Below are 19,279 nucleotides of genomic sequence, written 5' to 3'. Positions count from 1 at the left end.
CACAAAGCTATACCTGATGAATGGAGCTGAAGCATTTCAACACGACTTTTTAAAATATAAAACATTGAAAAACAACACAATACACGATATTATCGGGATCGGAATTGGTCCTTTCAACCTTGGCTTAGCAGCCCTTCTTGAGCCTGTGGATACTGTTTCCGCATTATTCCTTGATCAGGCTGAAGGATTTGACTGGCATCCGGGACTGATGCTGGATAATGCTACCCTACAGGTTCCTTTCATGGCAGATCTGGTAACAATGGCAGATCCAAAAAGCAAATACAGCTTTCTCAACTTTTTAAAGGAAACCGACCGTCTTTATAAATTTTATATCAGAGAAGATTTCTTTATTTTAAGAAAAGAATACAATCTGTACTGTCAATGGGCCGCCAATCAGCTACAAAGCTGCCTGTTTGGGAAAAAGGTAGAGAATATCATATTTAATGATGCTGAAAATGTTTTTGTCATTGATGTTCTGGACCTTAAAAACAACGACGTAAAAAAATATTACGCTAAAAAGATCGTATTGGGAACAGGTACACAGCCTAATTTACCTTCATTCATGCAGGATAAAGACTTCCCGAACGTCATTCACACCTCTGAATATCTTAATAATAAAGAAAATATTCTCAATGCCCAATCCGTTTCCATCATTGGTTCCGGACAAAGTGCAGCAGAAATTTTTCAGGATCTTCTTCCGGAAACTGAAGAAGGAATATTCATGAGTTGGTTTACAAGACCAGACCGCTTCTTCCCTATGGAATATTCAAAATTAACTCTTGAACTTACTTCCCCGGAATATGTAGACCATTTTCACAATATGCCGGCTTCACAGCGAAAAGCAATCCTTGCCAAGCAGCCTCCTCTTTATAAGGGAATCAATTTTGATCTCATCAACGACATCTTTGATACATTATACGGAATGAGTGTAGGAAATGTACCTCTGAATGTCGCATTAAGACCAAGCTGTCAACTGGACAGTATTTCTCCTGAAGGAAACTCTTATGCCATGAACTTCACGCATATGCAGGACAACGCAACGTTCACTCATATTTCAGATTATATTATTCTGGCAACAGGCTACAAATATAAAGAACCCAAATTCTTAAAAGGAATAGAAAATCTTATTCAGAGAACCGAAGAAGGATTGTTTGAAGTAAGCAGATATTACACGATAGATCAGGCAGAGAACATTTTTGTTCAGAATGCTGAGCTTCATACGCACGGTTTTGTAACCCCGGACCTTGGAATGGGAGCTTACCGAAATGCTTTGATCATTAATGCTATTGCCGGAAAAGAGATCTATAAAGTAGAAAAAAGAATCGCTTTCCAGGAGTTTAATACCCAAAAGACATGGACCGCAAAACATTCATCTTAGAAGGTGATATGAAAAAGGTCATGTGGGAAACTTCATGGCCTGCCGTTGCGGCTATCGTACTCTACGGAATCAATAATTTTCTGGATGCTATCTTCGTAGGATATCTCATCAATACACAGGCTTTGGCTGCTGTAGGAATGGCATATCCTCTCTCTCAGATCGTACTGGGACTGGGAAGATTAGCAGGAACAGGAGCCGGGGCTGCTGTAAGTATTTGGATTGGAGAAGATAACAAAGATAAACTTTACAGATTATTCGGGAGTTTCAATGTATTATGTGTCTGTTTCTCTATTTTGTGTGCGGTTCCTGCTTATATCTATGCCCATGAATTAATGGCCATGATGGGAGCAAAAGGCAACCTGCAAACCATTGCTGTGGAATACTTCCGGGTAACCTTAGTAGGAACTATTTTCTGGATCTACGGTTTAGCTTTAAATATGCTCGTAAGGGCCGAAGGTAAGATGAAAACCGCCGCTTTAATGATCACTGTAGGACTTGTAATTGACATTATCCTGAAACCTGTTTTTATCTCTGTATTAGGATGGGGTGTGGCCGGGGCCGCGTGGGCTACCAATTGTGGAATGCTCATTTATTCTTTATTAGGTTTCTATTATTATGCTAAAGGAAAAAGTTCTTTTTCTACCAATTGGAAATCCTTTGCTTATGATAAAACGATTGCAAAAAGAATCGTGAAGCTGGGCCTTCCCGAAATGATTCTGTCTGTGATGGGCGTTATTCAGAGTATTATCATCTTCAATGCGATTGCAGCGTATGGTACCGAAAGAGATATTTCTTTCTTTACCGTTCTGAACAGATTTTTCCTCTTTTTACTGACCCCATTGTTTGGACTGATGAGAGGTTTGCAGCCTGTAGTGGGTATTAATTTTGGTGCAGGACAGTTTGACAGAGCTGGAAAGTTCCTTAAAACGTATATTCTGGCCGGTGTAGGTATCCTTTTGCCTTTCTTTCTGGTTGCTTTGATTTTCCCGGAACAACTGATTGGTCTGATGCTTCCGGGGTATTCCGCAGAACATCATCAGATCCTAGATTTCAGATTGTTCTTTTCGGTATTGCCTCTGCTTCCCGTAACGGTATTGGCACTTTCCTACTATCCGGCAGTGAATCAGAGCAAGAAGGCAAGCTTTCTTGTTTTCTTCCGACAGATCATTCTTTACATTCCTTTGATGCTGATTCTGCCTCATTATTTTGGTGTGAAAAGTATTTATTGGGGAAGCGCATTGATAGAATTAGTCGTGGGAATTGTCACTTTATTTTTGCTTAAAAACTATAAATTCAAGTTAAACAAATTTAGAAATAACTACACTTAAATCATTATATAACAACAATATAAAATCCAACATATCAATCTTTTGTTTTATTGTAACTCTGAGGGCCTTTCCTCAGGGTTTTTATTTTTATAATATTTCAACAAAACAATAATTAAGTGAAACATTTCTCAATAAAATGCGACATATACTTTTGAATATCAACCAAAAGCAAATATTTAATTTAAAAACTATCCATCATGACAACACAAAAAATCACATTTGTTACAAAAAAACTAATCGGTCTCCCAATGGTCCTTTTTACCGTTGGAATCTATGCACAGAACCAGACCAAAACTCTGGACAGCCTTTTTACAGCTTTATACAATCAGAAAAAATTCAACGGAAATGTACTGGTAGCTGATAAAGGCAAACCTATTTTCGAAAAAAGCTATGGACTGGCAGATGAAAAAACAGGACGTAAGCTGGATGTAAACACTACATTTGAACTGGCCTCGGTATCCAAGCAATTTACAGCAATGGGAGTTGTTCTGTTACAAAAAGCAGGAAAGCTGAATTACGATGACAAAATTTCAAAGTACATTCCTGAGCTGTCGTTTTATGATAAAATTACCGTAAGAAATCTTCTCAACCATACCAGCGGACTTCCTGACTATATGGAATTGCTTGAAAAAAACTGGGACAAAACTAAATTTGCCACCAATGATGATATTATCCGTGAGTTTGCAAAACATAAACCTGCTCTTGAGTTTGAACCCAACCAACAATTTGAATACAGCAATACAGGATATGCACTTTTGGCAAGTATTATAGAACGTGTTTCCAAAAAAAGCTTCGGAGAATTTCTAAGCCAGAATATTTTCAAACCCTTAGGGATGGATCATACCCTGATATACAGAAGTCGATATCAACCTACATCGATTGCCAATTACGCATTAGGATATGAAGCCGATCAATCAGGAAACAAATTTCTTCCGGACAGCAAAGGAAAAGAATATTACAGTTATTATCTGGATGGTATTGTAGGTGACGGAATGGTGAATTCTACTCTGGAAGATCTTCTGAAATGGGACAGAGCATTGTATACCGACAAACTGGTAAACGAAAATGATAAAAAACTGATTTTTAATGATATCACTACCGCTAATGGAAAAGAAACCAATTATGGTTTTGGATGGCTCATTAAAAACAAGACCAAATATGGAAAAATTGTCAACCATTCCGGAGGCTGGGCCGGCTACGCTACTTTTATAGAAAGACATATAGATAACGATAAAACCTTTATTATTCTTCAAAATAATATGACTCCTTCCACAAAAATTCCTGGCGAAAGCGTTCGAAAAATCCTGTATAATGAAAAGCTAGCCACCGAAAGTATAAAAACGGCTCAATTAACGGCCGATCAGCTTCAGAAGTATATAGGAACCTACTCTGCCAAAGACTTCCCAATGAAGCTGAAGATATTTGTAAAAGATGGTGCACTGCATGGTCAGGCTTTAGCAGAAGGACAAAACGCTTTCCCTATGGTTGCTTATGAAAATCATATTTTCAAATTCGATAATGCTGATATTAGAATGGCTTTTGATCCCAACAAACACACTATAGATTTTAAACAGGGAGGAGCCTCAAGTTATCTATTCTCAAAAGAAGAATAATTACGATTAGAAAAGAAAAAAGCTTTTCTGCCCGTATTCTGAAAAATAAAAACCCTCATACAAATGAGGGTTTTTAAATTTATTGCTTGAAAAATCGGTCAAATAGTGCCAATTGTTCGGATAATGATCTGCTCCAGTATTCAGTAACATGACCTCCAAGAGATTCTGTATACAGATGCTGTATCTTTTGCTCAGTAAGTTTTTTATGAAAATTTCTGTTCATGCCAATCATTTGGGTATCATCCGTTCCACAGTCAAAAATATACTGCTGACCAGCTCCGGCCATAAGTTTTATTTTATTATCCGTCAGAAAACCGGGATTTATTGACTCTATCGGACCGAGTACTTTATTCACCATATATTTCTGATAACCTTCACCAAAGGAAGGGAAATCTAAAGCTCCACATGAACTTCCTACAATCCCAAATGTTTTACTGTAAGTCACTCCAATATTAGTCGCTCCATAACCTCCCATACTCCATCCTAAAATACCTCTGTATTTCTTTTCAGCTTTCACAGGATAATTCTTATCGATAAATTCCACAAGCTCCTTTCCTATAAACGTCTGATATTGCGAATCTTTCACAATTGGACTATCCACGTACCATGAACTGAAATTTCCGTCCGGTAACACATAAATCGTTTTATTCTGCTGAGCTTTCTGCACAAGATCAGGAATATCCTCTTTAATGATTCTGTCGGGGTTACCACTGAAACCATGAAGAATATAGACCGATGGATAGGTCGTTTTGGGCTGTATAGTAGGAGTAATGATAATAGTTTTGATCTTTTTATTCATCTTCGGACTGAAAACTTCCTGATGAATAATTTTTTGTGCCGACAACTGTACAAAAGCCGTCAGAACCAATACAATGTTGAATAACTTTTTCATGCTGAGAAATATTTAATTAATAATACGCATAACATCAGAGTGCATCTTGTATAAATTTAAATCGTTTTTTATTTTAAATAAAATATTTAACAGATTAAGCTTCTAAGAATGGGTATTTCTGTCCAAAAAAGACAGAATAAGATTAAAATAACAGGAGAAAACTGGTTTTACACATTCATTTTTGCTTTACTACAGATACACTCTGATCTTATGATGATACAAAGATCTTCTGAAAAAAGCGAAAAAGCCTCAACATATGTTGAAGCCTTTGTTAATTTATTTCCTTTTTTATGCGGCTAAGCTGCGTAGGCGTGATGCCCAGATAAGAAGCAATATGATGCTGTTTCAGCCTTTTGTAAAGAGATGGGTTCTCAAGAAGCTGTATATACCGTTGTTTTGCGGTTTCATACTTTAAAGAAACTTCCAGGGGTTCTTTCTTTACTACCCAGTTTTTTTCCAGATAGTGCATCTGAAAAAGGGCAAGATCATGATGTTTTGCCAAGAGATCTCTATAGGCTTTTACCGGATATTGGATCACCGAGCAGTCTTCCAAAGCAATGATACTGAAATTACTGGGTTCATTTTGTATAATGGCAGCAGTGGAAGCCACAAAGCTGTTTTCTTCAAAAAAAATCTTATAAATGTTATCTCCCTGTTGGTCTGTTGTATAATATCCTACCAGCCCGGATTTTATAAAATAATAATACCTCGCCATATTTCCTGCTTCCAAAAGAAGATCATTTTTGCTGTACTCTTCTTCAGTACAAATATTGATCAGTGCAGCCATAGTCTCATCAGAGAGTGGATAATACTGATTGATCTGATGTGAAAATTCTAAGGTATTCATATTGAAAAATCCGTGTATCGGGTAAATGGTTACTATTTTAATCCAACATTTTTTTCATCATCAGGTCGGTCTGTTCCTCTTCTCCAAGTCTGAAAATATGTTTATCGAATTCTACAAATCCGTTTTTTCTGTAAAAGTTGAGAGCCCTGATGTTTTCTTCCCAAACTCCCAGCCAAACGTAAGATTTCTTAAGGTGCTGGGCCATTTCCACCGCCTGGTCATACAAAAGCTGACCTACCTTTTTACCATGGTGGCTTTTCTTTACATAGATTCTTTCAATTTCAAGACTGGTTTCATCCTGTAATTCGGTTTGTGCCTTTCCTGAGTTGACTTTCAGATAACCAACAGGATTATCTTCTTCCCAGGCAATATAAAAATGCGAATCTGGATTGCTGAGTTCTGATTTCACTTTTTCTATATTAAAACTCTCTTCCAGATATTTTTTCATAGCTTCCTCAGAATTGTCTTCTGCAAAAGTTTCAGAAAAAGTCTGGATTCCAAGATGTTGGATTGTTTCCCAATCTTCAGACACAGCTTTATTGATAATAATTGAAATCATAACCACCAGATTTTATGAGAATAATATTTTCTTAAATGCTTCAGAAGCCAAATGTACCTGTACACTCCAGTCATCCGCAGCATCACTTCCTGCATCATCAGAAATGTATTTCAGGCATAGAAAAGGAATATTTTCTTTCTGAGCAATGAGTGCCAAAGGATAAGCTTCCATGTCTACAATATTATAATCTGTTTCAGTGTGGTTCATTTCAAAGCTGTCCCCGCTTCCACAGATACCTTCTTTTAAAGCATCCATTTTAAGGCCATATTCCAAAACAGGTGGCACTCCGGATAATGGCGTTTCATACAATTTAAACCCAAGTCCTCTCACATCCATATCTCTTTGGATAAATTTTGTACAGCATACCACTTCTCCTTTATGAAATCCCTTACTTCCTGCAGAACCTAAATTGACAATTAATTTTGGCTTTCTCTGGTGAATTTCCCGGGTAAGTTCTATTGCTGCATTTACTTTTCCTATTCCTGTTATCAGTTTATTTTTCCCGTCAAACACCGTCCCTGCTTCTGAATCCAGTGCGAATACAAAAAGAGTATCTGCAATCGGATAATGAAGTTCATTATTAATTTTTATCATTGAAATATTGGATTTTCTACAGCATTTTTACTGCTTTACAAAGATACAACAGTTATGATGAAGAATCAATCTTAAATAAAAATAACCCCCAAAACAATCGAAACTGTTTGGGGGTATATATTTAAATGCTGCATCCGTCAGCGTCACATGAAGCTCCGCTTTCTCCGGAAAGATCCTTGAAAGGACTCACCGTTTCTTTATAGGTTTGCTGGAGAGCGTTTTCAAAAACCTCTACCGGCTGAGCTCCGGAAACCGCATATTTACCGTTCAAAACAAAGAAAGGAACTCCGGAAACACCATTGTTTCTTGCTTCCATAATGTCCTGGTTCACTTCATAATCCAGCTGATCAGAGGTAACCGCCTGTATTGCTTCTTCTCTGTCAATTCCCAAATTTTCGGCTAAAGAAACCAACACTTCAGTATCTCCTACATTTTTTCCATCGATAAAATGAGCGATAAATAAAGCTTCTTCCATCTCATTAGATTTTTGATGCTTTTTTGCCAGATGAAGTAATCTATGTGCACTGAAAGTATTTGTAATTAAAGCTGTATCGAAGTTAAAATCAATACCAGCCCCTTTTCCCATTTGCGTTACCTGGCTTAACATTTGTGTAGCCTGCGCTTCAGGAAAACCTTTTTTCTCTCTAAAGTATTCAATAGTATTCTTCGTCTCTTTAGGATCTAAAGTTGGATCCAGCTGAAAACTCTTCCACTCTACTTCCACTTCTCCTTTGAATGGCAGTTTTTCCAAAGCCTGTTCAAAATTATTTTTTCCGATATAGCAAAACGGACACATTACATCCGACCATATTTCTATTTTCATTGTATTTTATATTAAATTGAATACTACAAATTTAGCAAATTTCATTAATGTAACAAAATTTATTACAATTTAATTTTAACAGGTAGATAGCTCACGGGTACGTTTTTCAATCAGACTTCTTACAATCATCATTGAGAATGCAAGCAGTCCAAAAACAAAACCAATCCATGGAATGTATTGTGCTCCTTGTGTAACAATAATCCAACCTCCAAGTGTAGTTCCTAAGGTAACTCCAAGGTTTCCAAATGAAGTTGCCAGGCTATTCGCAAATTCCAATGCATGCGGTGCAGATGAGATCATATAGGTTGAAGCATTCAAAAAGCTTGGCGAATAAAGAAATCCCCAAATACCAATGACTATAATCGTTGCCCACAGATTGCCATCCGAAACATAAAAGAGAATCGGTATAAGAATCGTTCCCGAAAGGAAAAAAGCAGTTGTTCCGGCTACATTTTTATTCAGCATTTTACCTGCAATCCAATTGGCCAGAATTCCTATAACTCCAAATAACAGAAGCATATAACTGATCATTGAAGTATTCATTCCTTTGGCTTTACTCAGATAATCAGCAAAGTAACTATAGGTAGAAAACCAAGCCGTAATCATGAAAAAATTAGTCAATGTACTTAAAATAAACAGGGGCTTTCTTAAAATAGTAAGCTGACTGCCATAAGACTTCTTTTCTTTTACCGGAATAGAAGGTAACATCAACTGAATTACCACTAAAGCAATGAGACTTACCACGGTTTGTATCATAAAAGAATATTCCCATGAAAAAAGGCCCGATATCCATGTAGCAAAAGGTACAGTGGTTACCATAGCAATGGTTACTCCATTAAATACGATGCTCATCAGTTCGTTTTTCTTATTTTCATCGGCCTGAGATACAGCAACGGACAAAGCAGTTGCAATATAAACTGGCTGCAAAAAAGCGGGAAGTATTCTTACAATCATTAACAGCCAGAAAGGAGGAGAAAAAGAGGAAACTATTCCGGTGATCAGAAACATAAAAATAGAGGCTATCATTATTTTTTTCCGGTCAATTCCTGAAGTAAGCAGAGTCATAAAAGGCCCCGTTAATGCAATCACCAAGGCAAAAGCACTCAGTAAATACCCGGCTTTATCTATACTGATTTTATAATGTTCTGCTACCTGTGGAAGAATTCCGATGATTCCAAACTCCGTGGTTATAACAGCAATGAGTCCCAGAGATCCAATGTAAGCGTATTTTTTCATTACAGATTTTCTTGGATATTTTCAAAATTCTGATGGGCAAAAGAAGCCATTTCATCGATTGCCATCTGTGTTTCATCCAATATTTCTCCCATATGCATAAACCCATGGATCATATCTTTGTAAAGACTGGTATGTAGAGGTACTCCCGCATTTTTCATGTTTTCAGAAAGTTGCTTTCCATCATCTATCAAAGGATCATGCTCTGCCAAAATAATCAAAGTAGCTGGAGTTTCTTTAAAATCTTTTATTAAAACAGGGATCGCAAGAGGGTTATCTGCTTCATGTTCAGGAAGGTAATGATTCCAGGCTTCTACTCCACCTGGTTTGTTGAGAACAGGCCCATTTTCATAGGTTTTCCAGGATTCTGAATTCAGACTATTATCAGCAGCAGGGTAAATCAACACCTGAAACTTGAAATACTTTCCGATTTGTGTAGAAACAGCGGTTGCAAGAGCCCCTCCTGCACTGTCACCTATAATTCCGATATTGTTTGTGTCAATTCCTAAGGTTTTTGCATTTTCTACAACCCACTCAACAGTATCTATACAGTCATTAAACCCTGCAGGGAAAGGATGCTCCGGAGCAAGACGATAATCTACAAAAATAATTACTGAACTGGTCGTATTAGCCAGTTTTCGGGCTACAGCATCGTGAGTTTCATATCCCCCCGCAATAAACCAACCGCCGTGAATATAAATAATTGCAGACGTGTTTTGAGTATCCTTCCCTTTTGGACGATAGATGCGAACCGGAATTGAGTGATTTTCTTTTGGAATATTGAATTCTTCGATCAACGCAACAGATTCTTTTTTCCCGCTGAGCTGAAGAGACATTGCTTCAAGATATTTACGCGTTCCGTCTAATGAATCTTTTACATTGAATGGCTGTATTTTCTCTAAATGATCTAATATTTGGATAACTTTATGTGTTAATTGCATTGTTACTTTTAAATTGAGGTTACTACTTTTTTGCAGTGAACGTAAGCGCTATTGTTCTTTACTGCTCTATATTTTCGTTTTCTGTTGGCAAAATTAAAACCTAAACCTTACATTTGCACGGTATACAGCGAATTGTATGGTACTAACAAATTTGTAAGTAATGGGAAAAATAAAAGAAACTTCAACCAACAGCATCAATAGACAATATATGCATGAATGTGATCTTACCTATGCTGTATGTAAGATTGGCGGAAGATGGAAACTCCTGATTTTAGATAAATTGAAGGATGAAAAAAAGCGTTTCAGCGAGCTTAGAAAAGCCATTTCAGGAATAACGGAAAGAATGTTAACTCTTCAGTTGAGAGAGCTTGAAAAAGAAGGATTACTAAAAAGAACCGTACACGCTCAGGTACCACCAAGAGTAGATTATGAACTTACAGCTATTGCCAAAGAGCTTATCCCTATCTGGAATTCTTTGAGTGAATGGGGCGGAAAACACAGAAATCTCATCCAGACACAGGAAATGCTCGAAGAACAGCCTTAATCTGGATTTTTATTCAAATATTGAATGGATATAAAAAAACGTAAAGATTAAAATTTTTAAGACTTTACGTTTTTCTTTTAGGGATTAATTTTCTGCTTTATTTACTTTTTGACTAAAAAGAATATGGGCAATAAGCGCTAATACTCCAAATGTGGCTCCAACGAAACAAACACCACCCCATTGTGCCTTCTGCCACGCCACAGAAGCCAGCCATGTTCCTAAAGAACCTCCAATGAAGTAAGAAACCATATAGACGGTATTCAGACGGTTAACGGCATTAGATTTTATCAGGAAATAATTGGTTTGATTCATAATGTGGCTCGACTGCACGCCAAGATCTACCAAAATCACTCCTACAATCAGTCCCCAATAGGTTTCTCCTGCAAAATAAGTGAATCCCCAGCTTCCTATTACAATAAGAAGTGAATACAATATAATTCTATTGATATCCATATATTTCTGTAATTTCCCAACTTTAGCCGCAGCCAAAGCTCCTACCGCACCTGCCAGCCCAAAACTCCCGACAACAGAAGATCCGGCATTAAACGGCGGTTTCTCCATATGAAAAACCAACGTGGTAAACAGCGCGCACATAGACCCAAAAGCCATCGCTCCACGGAAGGATGCCAACTGAAGAATAGGCTGTGTTTTCGCAAGATGAGCTACGGAACGCATTAATTCTTTATATGTTCCTTTAAAGTTGGGGTGCAACTCAGGAAGCATTTTGTAAACTGCTATCCACACTAAGATCATTAGCCCTGCCGCAATACCAAACATAGCTCTCCATCCCCAGACTTCTCCTACAATACCGCCCACAAAACGGGAAAGAAGAATACCCAACAACAATCCGGACATGACAAGCCCGATATTAGAAGATTTCTCTTTATCTGATGAAAGTTCTGCTGCGATCGGAACAAAAAGTTGTGGAATAACAGACGTTGCTCCAATCAGTAAGCTCGCGGCATACAACATCCAGAGCTCATTGGCAAAAGTCATCCATAACAAGGAACCGAAGACAAGAAAAAGATCAATGAGAATCAATTTTTTACGGAAAAATTTATCACCAAGCGGTACAATCAGTAATAATCCTAATGCATATCCAATCTGAGTGAGTACAGAGATTCGACTCGCTGCACTTTCCGAAACATGAAGATCATCAGAAATAAGAGCCAGTAAAGGCTGATTATAGTAATTATTGGCGACTACAAGCCCTGAAATAACAGCCATTAACCATATCACTGTACGGGAAATACCGTTGGTAGAATTCTCCTGCATATTAGAAATAAAATTTTAATGAATAGAAAAGCCAGTCAGGATGATCAGAATCTTAATGAAACAAAAACAGCATCTGATATCTATTGCTTTTTAAGAGATCAAAGGTAGTTATTTTAATAACAACACATTATTAATTTAATCTGTCATAGTAAGAGATTGTTTAAATTTATCAATTGGATGTTCGATTAAAAAGATGACATACTGAGGGCTTATTTTTTGCCGCAAAGCTTTCATTTTTGAAACTGTTGATTCTAAGAGAACAAAGAACAGCATCAACTTTGCTGATTCGTCAAAGCTTACCTATAAACAGACCACTTCATCAGCGACAAAGCTACATTACTTTGCCCTTTGAAATTAAAGCAGAATTATTAAAAAACTGAAACAGCAACGTCGTGTGGAGCTCATAGATCCCCGGATCTCTATCCTTTTGATTATGAAAACTATACAAAAGCTTTGAAAAACGGTTTAAATCATTGGAATATTTCCCGCTGTAAAATTGCTTTTGTTGATCACGCTGATTGATGGAAAACCTTTGAAATTTTAGAAATATTAAAGAAATTTGCATCATGAAAATCATTCCCCTCAAAGAAGGCAATTTCTCTGCAAGCAAATCCAAAGACTTTACTCTTTTAACAGAAGAAAACTTTGACACTGTGAAAGGTATCAAAATGTCTGTACAACCTTTCCTCATCATTACCGAAAATGATTATATCCTTTTAGACGCAGGAATTGGTTGGAAAAACGACCAGGGAATTTCAGTTCTTTCTACAATCCTTGACAAAAACGGGATCGCCCCAGCTCAGATTACCAAACTGCTGCTTTCACATCTTCATAAAGATCATATTGACGGTGCGGTTAAATTAAATAATGAAGGTAATTTTGAATCCGTATTTCCCAATGCCGAAATTTATATTCAAAAACGGGAACTGGATTTTGCTTTGGAAAATAAAGAAAATCCTTCTTTCGATTTTGCAAGACTTGAACAACTGATCGCCTTACCCAATATTATCTGGATGGAAGATAATGAAGGGCAAATTACAAATGAAATTTTTTACGAAGTAGTTGGCGGCCACACTCCTTTTATGCAGGTTTTTTGGATCAGAGAAAAAGGAGAAACCGTATTTTATGGTGCTGATGATCTTCCGCAAGCCTCTTATTTGAAATATCATTTGGCCTATAAAAGTGATTTTGACGGCAGAAAAGCTATGGAACTAAGATTAAAATGGGAAAAAGAAGCCCGGAAAGAGGGCTGGAAAATACTTCTTTACCACGATTTGGAACAATCTGTTATTGAGCTGTAAGTCTAAAAAATGGTTTAAATTTCATTAAACCATTTATAGATATCAAATTCGGAAGGGATGTTGAGTTTTTTTCTGATCCGGTTTTTACGGTTTTGAATGGCTTTTGGCGTCACAAAGATATAAGTAGCAATTTCTTTTGTCGTCATGTTAAGCTTAAGGTAAATGCAGAATATCAGTTCAGAATTTTTTAAGGCGGGCTGAATGGCAGATAACTTGTTGAAAAAATCCGGATATACCAATCTGAATTTATTCAGCAAACGAGGAGAATTTGCTTTGGCTAATGCTATGATTTCATCTTGTACAAGAATTCTCTGATTTAAATCCTCTACATTGGATTCAGTTGTTTTGTTTTTCATAATTTTTCTCATCGCTAAAAATTCCTGATGCGGTAACTTTATTACATCAGTACAAGCTCTTTTCTATTACCAATGTGTTTATTGATAATACTGCACACATAATAAAATAATTTTCACCGATCCGAAATTCAATTGCTTTCAAAATGATTTGATACTCCATGAGATCATAATCAGATCAGAATATTATTTTATTTTTTATGTAAAGCAAAGAAAGAAAAAATGATTAAAATTTTGTTAAAACTGCGTACCACATACATACCACGTTCTATTTTTTGTCAAAACACCACAAATCCTTTCTTGAAAGAGCTTTTCTATTGTTTATAGTCGTTTTTTTAACGATGGATAAATGTAACAGATTCTTCAGGTACTTTTTTATGATCTCGATCAATACTTTTTAGTATTTTCAGAAAAGGTTTATAGAAAAATCAAGTAATTTATCTTAGGCTACACTTATGATGAACACGAGAATTAATACAAAAAAAAGGCTTGAAAAAACTTTATTTTCAAGCCTATTAGGATTTATAAATTATTTTCTACCACGATTAAATGCTCAAAATAGGTATCACAACCTTCAAAATCGAAATATTTTTCCGCTAAAAGAGCCGCCTGGTATGGCAGAGGTAGATATTTCCCCCACTTCGAAAAGTCTATTGTACCGGGCAATTCTTCTAATAGTTCTATGAGAAGCATATTCACATCCTTACTCATCATCTTATTTTTCAAAATACTGATAAATTCTGAAGAAGTACAGTCTTCAATTTCAAATGAACTGTCGGTGTCACTGAGCACACTCTTTACGCCAAAATTCTTAAAAAGAAAATGAAGTGTTCTATTAATTTTTGAACCTGTAAAAGAATAGAATGTCAGATTTTCATTACTGTTTAATAAAGGTCTTTCCTTTTTGAAATCATTAATTGTAAAAATAGAAAACTCTTTTCTGAGTAAGTTTATAATATCTTGTGCAGCTTCTTCTAAAAAATCATATTTTTCTTTTGAAATGAGGATTTCCAACATTTTCTCCCTGATTTTATAGGCTATATCGGCAGGGTCCCCAAAAAACATAGGCTTTTTTCCATCCATAGCCGGGATCACCTCTATTTTCTTAGTTTGATAATCAATATCAATAATGCTCCAGATCTTGGCAGACAGATAAATATTTTCATTGGGTCTTATCTGTGGAGAAAGAGGAAGTTCACCAATTTTCACTCCATTTCCGGACACTTTGAAAAATACCGGAGTTTCAAAAAGGCTGTAGAAATCTTTAGTGTTCACCACACTTTCGCCCTCAATACCAATAATTACCTCATTGCCAACCTTTTCCAGAAAATCAATTCCAATCAAATGAGTAATGATTTCTTCTATTGCTTCTGTTTCAATGTTTGAAAATGTAAGATTGACTTGTATTTCGTTTAATAATTGAGGTATTGAAATCCCGGAAGAACCTTTAACCATTGATAAAATCTGATGAACCAATACATCATAAGGCTTATTATTGACAGGAATAGGTTCTATATAGTTTTCTTTATACAATAACCAACACGCCAAAGATTGCAGCAGGCTCCATTTCCCTGTAGCATATAGAAAAAGGTTGCTTGCTTTACCTTCCCGCCTTCCGCTTCGGCCAACCCGCTGAATCAGAGAAGCGATGCTGTGTGTAGCATCAATCTGTACGACCTCATCAACGTTGCCAATATCAATTCCAAGTTCGAGTGTTGAAGTACAGGAAATACAGAAGTTTTGTAACGTGGAATTTTTTGCAAAAAACTCTACATATTCACGGGTATCCTTATCTACAGAGGAATGATGGGAAAAGTAATTTTTGTGACCACCTACTCTTTCTGAAATCTGTTTCAGTTTTACGGCAACTTCTTCTACTCTCCCTCTTGCATTGGGAAAGATGAGAACTTTGCTGTCTCTGGTCTTAACATACAGATCCTTCAGAAGGGCCAACGGAAGTTCCTCAACAGTTCCTCCAAAGTATTTAAACACGGCATTAATCGGTTTGGGAGTTGTATCTCTGATGATTTTTGTACGGTCAGGATCTCCCAGAAAAGATTTGAGTTCCTGATACTGATTAACATCACTTACGGTTGCAGAAAGCCCAACAACACTGAATTTTTTAGTATTAATTCTTTGCAGTCGGTTCAATAAAGATTGCAGATGAGTTCCACGATCGGAACCCAGAAAAGAATGAATCTCGTCGATAACAATATACTCTAAGCCGGAAAACAGATGCTGTATATTATAAGGCTTATTGGCAAACATTGCTTCCAGAGATTCCGGAGTGATAAGAACAATACCTTCGGGGCTTTTCAAAAGTCTGTCTTTTGCACCTTTGGAGGCTTCTCCGTGCCATTTTGTGACGGGAACATCAAGGTATTCGCAAAGACTTTCAACTCTTATAAACTGATCGTTGATCAAAGCGATCAAGGGGGAAATATATAAAACTTTCACCCCGGTTTCTTTAAAATTGACTTTGGATAAGATAGGGAGAAAAGCAGCCTCAGTTTTACCTGAAGCTGTTCTTGATATAAGTATATAATTGTTGTCTGTTGGGATGATCCTTTGAATAGCCGCTTCCTGAATGGGCCTTAAACTTTCCCATTTTTTATCCCGAATATATTTTCTGATAGGTTCAGAAAGTTGGTCGAATGCTGTCATAGTTCCTCAATACTATCTATAAGGATCAGATCATTCGGTCGTTCATCGGCAATTTCTATTTCTCCGAACAGTCTTCTTTTATCAACTTCAGGATTTTGTCTGATAATGTTGAGAATATTTAAGAAGTCGCGAATTACCTCTCTTGGTGTAAGAAACTCTGAAGCTCCGGGTTTGTTGAACATTTCTTCCATAAAAGAAGAGATTTCATCATCTGTGATATTGAGTTCTGTTTTATAATTAAAATCAAAGATCAGCTTCAGCTTTTTAAGCAATACAAATATTTCATTGTGGTTCAAAGGCATCAGTTTGATCACCGGTTGGGCAAAATCCCGCAGTTCGGCAGTTTCAAACTTATTGGCTTCCAGTCTTGATTTAAGAGCCTGATAGCTGAAAAGTCCCCTCCTTTCATTTTCCATAAAATCCTTGGTTCCGGCAAAATTGATAAATAGATTCGAAACCTTTCCCTGGAAACAATCATTATAAATGGATAATATCTTCTCATAATTTTTATCGCGGGAAGCCGTCACAGATATTTTATAAAGGTTAATGGCTTCATCCAGGTTGATCATAAAGCCACTGTATCCCATGCTTACGAATAACTTACAGAAGTTTTTAAGCATATCATAATAGTTAGAATCGTTGATGATTTCTCTAATCCCCAGATCCTGTCTGGCTTCTGTTTTTGTGGTGTACTCGCCTTTCAGCCATTTCAAGGCATTTCTGCGTAAAAGGTCATCTCCCTTAATGTAGCCTTCGTAATATTTTACAATAGCAGAGCCAAAATCAAACCCGCTAACTTCTGTGATGTCATTCACCGTTTTCATAATGGAATTTTGAATCAGTCCCAGATATTGATCACTTCTTATTTCTATCAGAGAGATATGATTTTCTTCTGCTGTTTTTGTAATAACCTGCTCGATCCATTTTTCAAGTAAAGTCTGCAAAGCTCCTCCTTCCGGCTTCGTCTGAATGGCAATATTATCCATGATGGCAGAATAAAGAATAACACTCTTACCATCATTGGCATATAATCTATTGTCCGGAGTGAAATCTGCATTGGCAACAACGAACTTTTGTTTTAGAGCGACTGTATTGAGAAGGTGAAGCATAAAAGATTTTCCGCTACCAAAGTCTCCGATCCAGAATTTAACAAGACTCAGTCCGTTTTTCACATCTTCTAAAGAGTTTATAACGGCATTGATCTCTTCGGAACGTCCTACCGTAATATGCTGTACCCCAATTTTAGGCACTACACCGCTTACCAGAGAGTTGATAATGGAGGTTGCTTCTTTGGGTTTAATATTGTCAATCATTGTTTAATAGTTTTTGGTAATAATTTGTGTTCATAATAAAATATTCATCTTCCTCTTCAATCAAAACATCATCAAGAATTTCAAAACAGCATTCGTTGATAGAATCTATGGTAGATCCCATGAATAAACCTTTTGTTTTGATAAGATCTCCAAGATCAGTCTGAAGCATATTGAAGCTGTTCTTTTCAAATACATCTAGGATGTCTTTCTGAATGGCTGTTAAATTCAATTCATCAAGATATTTAGAAATTTGATTTTCTGGAGTCTGAGAACGTATAGTAATGGTCAGTTCTTCTTGATCATCCGCTAAGACTGTTTCTGTAACAATTTCCTCTTCTTCGCTATTAAGAATCTGTCCCAGGATATCTGCGGTTTCAGAATGCTGAGCCTGAATATCTTTAATGGCTTCGGGATCAATGGTAATTCTTTTTCTTTTGGGTTGATAAAGCTGATTGGCCTTTTCGATAGCGGTTTCCAGATTTCTGTCGCCAATAAAATCATTCAGTATTTTTTCAAAATCTGTAAGTTGCTCCTGGCTGGAAAATAAGCTCTTCTGAATGGTTTTGTTCAGTTTTCTATGGTCGAATTTGGAAGAATTCAGATCTTTTTCCAGATAGTGAATGTAAAGTCGTAAGGCACAGGTACGGTCAAAATCTGCCACAAATTTGGAGGCCTCAAAAAAGATGATATCCAAAGATGGGTTTTTAACGTTAACATCCGCAAGTCTGAAAATTTCTCTCTCAAAAGCAACCGGATTAGAATAATCTTCCTTGATCAGCTCAAACTTAGTCTTCCATCGGTTGGTGTTATTTTCATTGAGGATAATATTTGTTTTATAGTCTGCATCCAGCACCAAATGCTGATTGTCTGAAAGAAAAATTTCAAGTTTAGAAACGATCTTTTTGTTGTACAGATGAAGAATATCCGGTTCGTTGTAGTTAAAATCAGTATTAATTTTTCTTTTAATACCATAAATTTCCCGGATATTGTTTTCACATAATTTGAGAATATGGTTGAAAATTTCTGTCTGTACAGAATCATAGGTATAGCTGTAATTCAGGCTTTCTTTTCTGTAATTATAGCGGAGGCATACAATAATTTCAGACAGTTCTTCAATGACCGTCGAATAGGATTTATTGATCGGAATACAGTGTTTGTCAAGATAATCAAGAGCTCTCAAAAACTGTTTTAAGATTTGAATTTTACAATATTCAATTTCATTAAAAACATTCCCGGAGAAGGACATCTTATCCAGCATTGTACTCTGATGATCATTCAGATTGAGTTTTCTGCTGTATTTTTTTCCTATTTTCCAGATATCAGGATCATAAGAATTCGGTTCTATCTTTTGTTCATTTTCGGAAAAAGAATGAGTATTCCCCAAATAGATAGGGACATTGGCATTTCCGGAAACATCAATTATAGAATCGTCTGTGTATAATGGAGAGTTATCACTCTGCATAGCGGCATCTGGTATTTTCGGTTATTCTGTTTCTTTTTTAGAATTGATCACCTTTACACGCTGTTACCATACCTTTAGACCTCTGTAAATCCGAATTTTCAAAAAGAGTCATTCTTATACAATTGAGTGATGGGTTAATGAGCTTCATTAAAGGGAAAT

At 36.5% G+C, this 19,279-nt stretch carries 17 protein-coding genes; 5 read left to right on the top strand and 12 right to left on the bottom strand.

The annotated features are described in order from the left end of the window. The first annotated feature begins 64 nt into the window (after positions 1-64). From ACL9RH_RS04670 to ACL9RH_RS04660, 3 genes are all read left to right on the top strand, one after another. Positions 65-1,378, top strand: coding sequence for a lysine N(6)-hydroxylase/L-ornithine N(5)-oxygenase family protein (locus ACL9RH_RS04670; protein WP_422692178.1), 1,314 nt, complete (start codon positions 65-67; stop codon positions 1,376-1,378). Next, positions 1,354-2,706, top strand: a complete 1,353-nt coding sequence (locus ACL9RH_RS04665) for an MATE family efflux transporter (protein ID WP_422692177.1) — start codon at positions 1,354-1,356, stop codon at positions 2,704-2,706. Before ACL9RH_RS04670 ends, ACL9RH_RS04665 begins: the two co-directional genes overlap by 25 nt. A 197-nt stretch (positions 2,707-2,903) precedes the next feature. Further along, positions 2,904-4,319 carry a serine hydrolase domain-containing protein gene (locus ACL9RH_RS04660; protein WP_422692176.1) on the top strand — a complete coding sequence of 472 codons (1,416 nt, stop codon included), beginning with the start codon at positions 2,904-2,906 and terminating at the stop codon, positions 4,317-4,319. A 79-nt stretch (positions 4,320-4,398) separates the two neighbouring features. Here the strand turns inward: ACL9RH_RS04660 and ACL9RH_RS04655 are convergent, their stop codons facing one another. From ACL9RH_RS04655 to ACL9RH_RS04625, 7 genes are all read right to left on the bottom strand, one after another. Beyond that, positions 4,399-5,211 (bottom strand): alpha/beta hydrolase, encoded by an 813-nt coding sequence (locus ACL9RH_RS04655; RefSeq protein ID WP_422692175.1) that lies wholly within the window; start codon positions 5,209-5,211, stop codon positions 4,399-4,401. Positions 5,212-5,482: 271 nt separating this feature from the next. Next, positions 5,483-6,058, bottom strand: a complete 576-nt coding sequence (locus ACL9RH_RS04650) for a Crp/Fnr family transcriptional regulator (protein WP_422692174.1) — start codon at positions 6,056-6,058, stop codon at positions 5,483-5,485. Between the two features lie 37 nt (positions 6,059-6,095). Next, entirely contained in the window at positions 6,096-6,617 is a 522-nt protein-coding gene (locus ACL9RH_RS04645; protein WP_422692173.1) for a GNAT family N-acetyltransferase, read from the bottom strand. Between the two features lie 12 nt (positions 6,618-6,629). Beyond that, entirely contained in the window at positions 6,630-7,211 is a 582-nt protein-coding gene (locus ACL9RH_RS04640; protein ID WP_422692172.1) for a nucleosidase, read from the bottom strand. A 121-nt stretch (positions 7,212-7,332) separates the two neighbouring features. Beyond that, entirely contained in the window at positions 7,333-8,034 is a 702-nt protein-coding gene (locus ACL9RH_RS04635; RefSeq protein WP_422692171.1) for a DsbA family oxidoreductase, read from the bottom strand. 75 nt (positions 8,035-8,109) lie between these two features. Next, entirely contained in the window at positions 8,110-9,270 is a 1,161-nt protein-coding gene (locus ACL9RH_RS04630; RefSeq protein ID WP_422692170.1) for an MFS transporter, read from the bottom strand. Beyond that, positions 9,270-10,208 (bottom strand): alpha/beta hydrolase, encoded by a 939-nt coding sequence (locus tag ACL9RH_RS04625; RefSeq protein WP_422692169.1) that lies wholly within the window; start codon positions 10,206-10,208, stop codon positions 9,270-9,272. The genes ACL9RH_RS04630 and ACL9RH_RS04625 overlap by 1 nt, the downstream gene beginning before the upstream one ends. 160 nt (positions 10,209-10,368) lie before the next feature. Between ACL9RH_RS04625 and ACL9RH_RS04620 the strand changes: the two genes are divergently transcribed. Beyond that, complete coding sequence (locus tag ACL9RH_RS04620; RefSeq protein WP_422692168.1) at positions 10,369-10,752, top strand: winged helix-turn-helix transcriptional regulator; 384 nt, start codon at positions 10,369-10,371, stop codon at positions 10,750-10,752. An 84-nt stretch (positions 10,753-10,836) separates the two neighbouring features. Here ACL9RH_RS04620 and ACL9RH_RS04615 read toward each other — a convergent pair whose 3' ends face one another. Continuing rightward, positions 10,837-12,027, bottom strand: coding sequence for an MFS transporter (locus tag ACL9RH_RS04615; RefSeq protein WP_422692167.1), 1,191 nt, complete (start codon positions 12,025-12,027; stop codon positions 10,837-10,839). A gap of 566 nt (positions 12,028-12,593) precedes the next feature. Between ACL9RH_RS04615 and ACL9RH_RS04610 the strand changes: the two genes are divergently transcribed. Further along, the gene (locus ACL9RH_RS04610; protein ID WP_422692166.1) at positions 12,594-13,328 is read left to right on the top strand and encodes an MBL fold metallo-hydrolase; all 735 of its coding nucleotides are present in this window, start codon (positions 12,594-12,596) and stop codon (positions 13,326-13,328) included. 14 nt (positions 13,329-13,342) lie between these two features. Here ACL9RH_RS04610 and ACL9RH_RS04605 read toward each other — a convergent pair whose 3' ends face one another. The 4 genes from ACL9RH_RS04605 to ACL9RH_RS04590 form a co-directional block, all read right to left on the bottom strand. Further along, on the bottom strand, positions 13,343-13,684 hold the full coding sequence (locus ACL9RH_RS04605) for a helix-turn-helix transcriptional regulator (RefSeq protein ID WP_422692165.1): 342 nt from the start codon (positions 13,682-13,684) through the stop codon (positions 13,343-13,345). Positions 13,685-14,203: 519 nt separating this feature from the next. Then, positions 14,204-16,345 (bottom strand): DEAD/DEAH box helicase, encoded by a 2,142-nt coding sequence (locus ACL9RH_RS04600; RefSeq protein WP_422692164.1) that lies wholly within the window; start codon positions 16,343-16,345, stop codon positions 14,204-14,206. Next, positions 16,342-17,658 carry an ATP-binding protein gene (locus tag ACL9RH_RS04595; RefSeq protein WP_422692163.1) on the bottom strand — a complete coding sequence of 439 codons (1,317 nt, stop codon included), beginning with the start codon at positions 17,656-17,658 and terminating at the stop codon, positions 16,342-16,344. Before ACL9RH_RS04595 ends, ACL9RH_RS04600 begins: the two co-directional genes overlap by 4 nt. Further along, on the bottom strand, positions 17,651-19,120 hold the full coding sequence (locus ACL9RH_RS04590; protein ID WP_422692162.1) for a tellurite resistance TerB C-terminal domain-containing protein: 1,470 nt from the start codon (positions 19,118-19,120) through the stop codon (positions 17,651-17,653). Before ACL9RH_RS04590 ends, ACL9RH_RS04595 begins: the two co-directional genes overlap by 8 nt. Positions 19,121-19,279 lie beyond the last annotated feature (159 nt).

Origin of the sequence: Chryseobacterium sp. Mn2064, assembly GCF_049319685.1 — a bacterium.
Lineage (GTDB): Bacteria > Bacteroidota > Bacteroidia > Flavobacteriales > Weeksellaceae > Chryseobacterium.
This window is presented reverse-complemented; position numbering and strand designations above follow the sequence as displayed.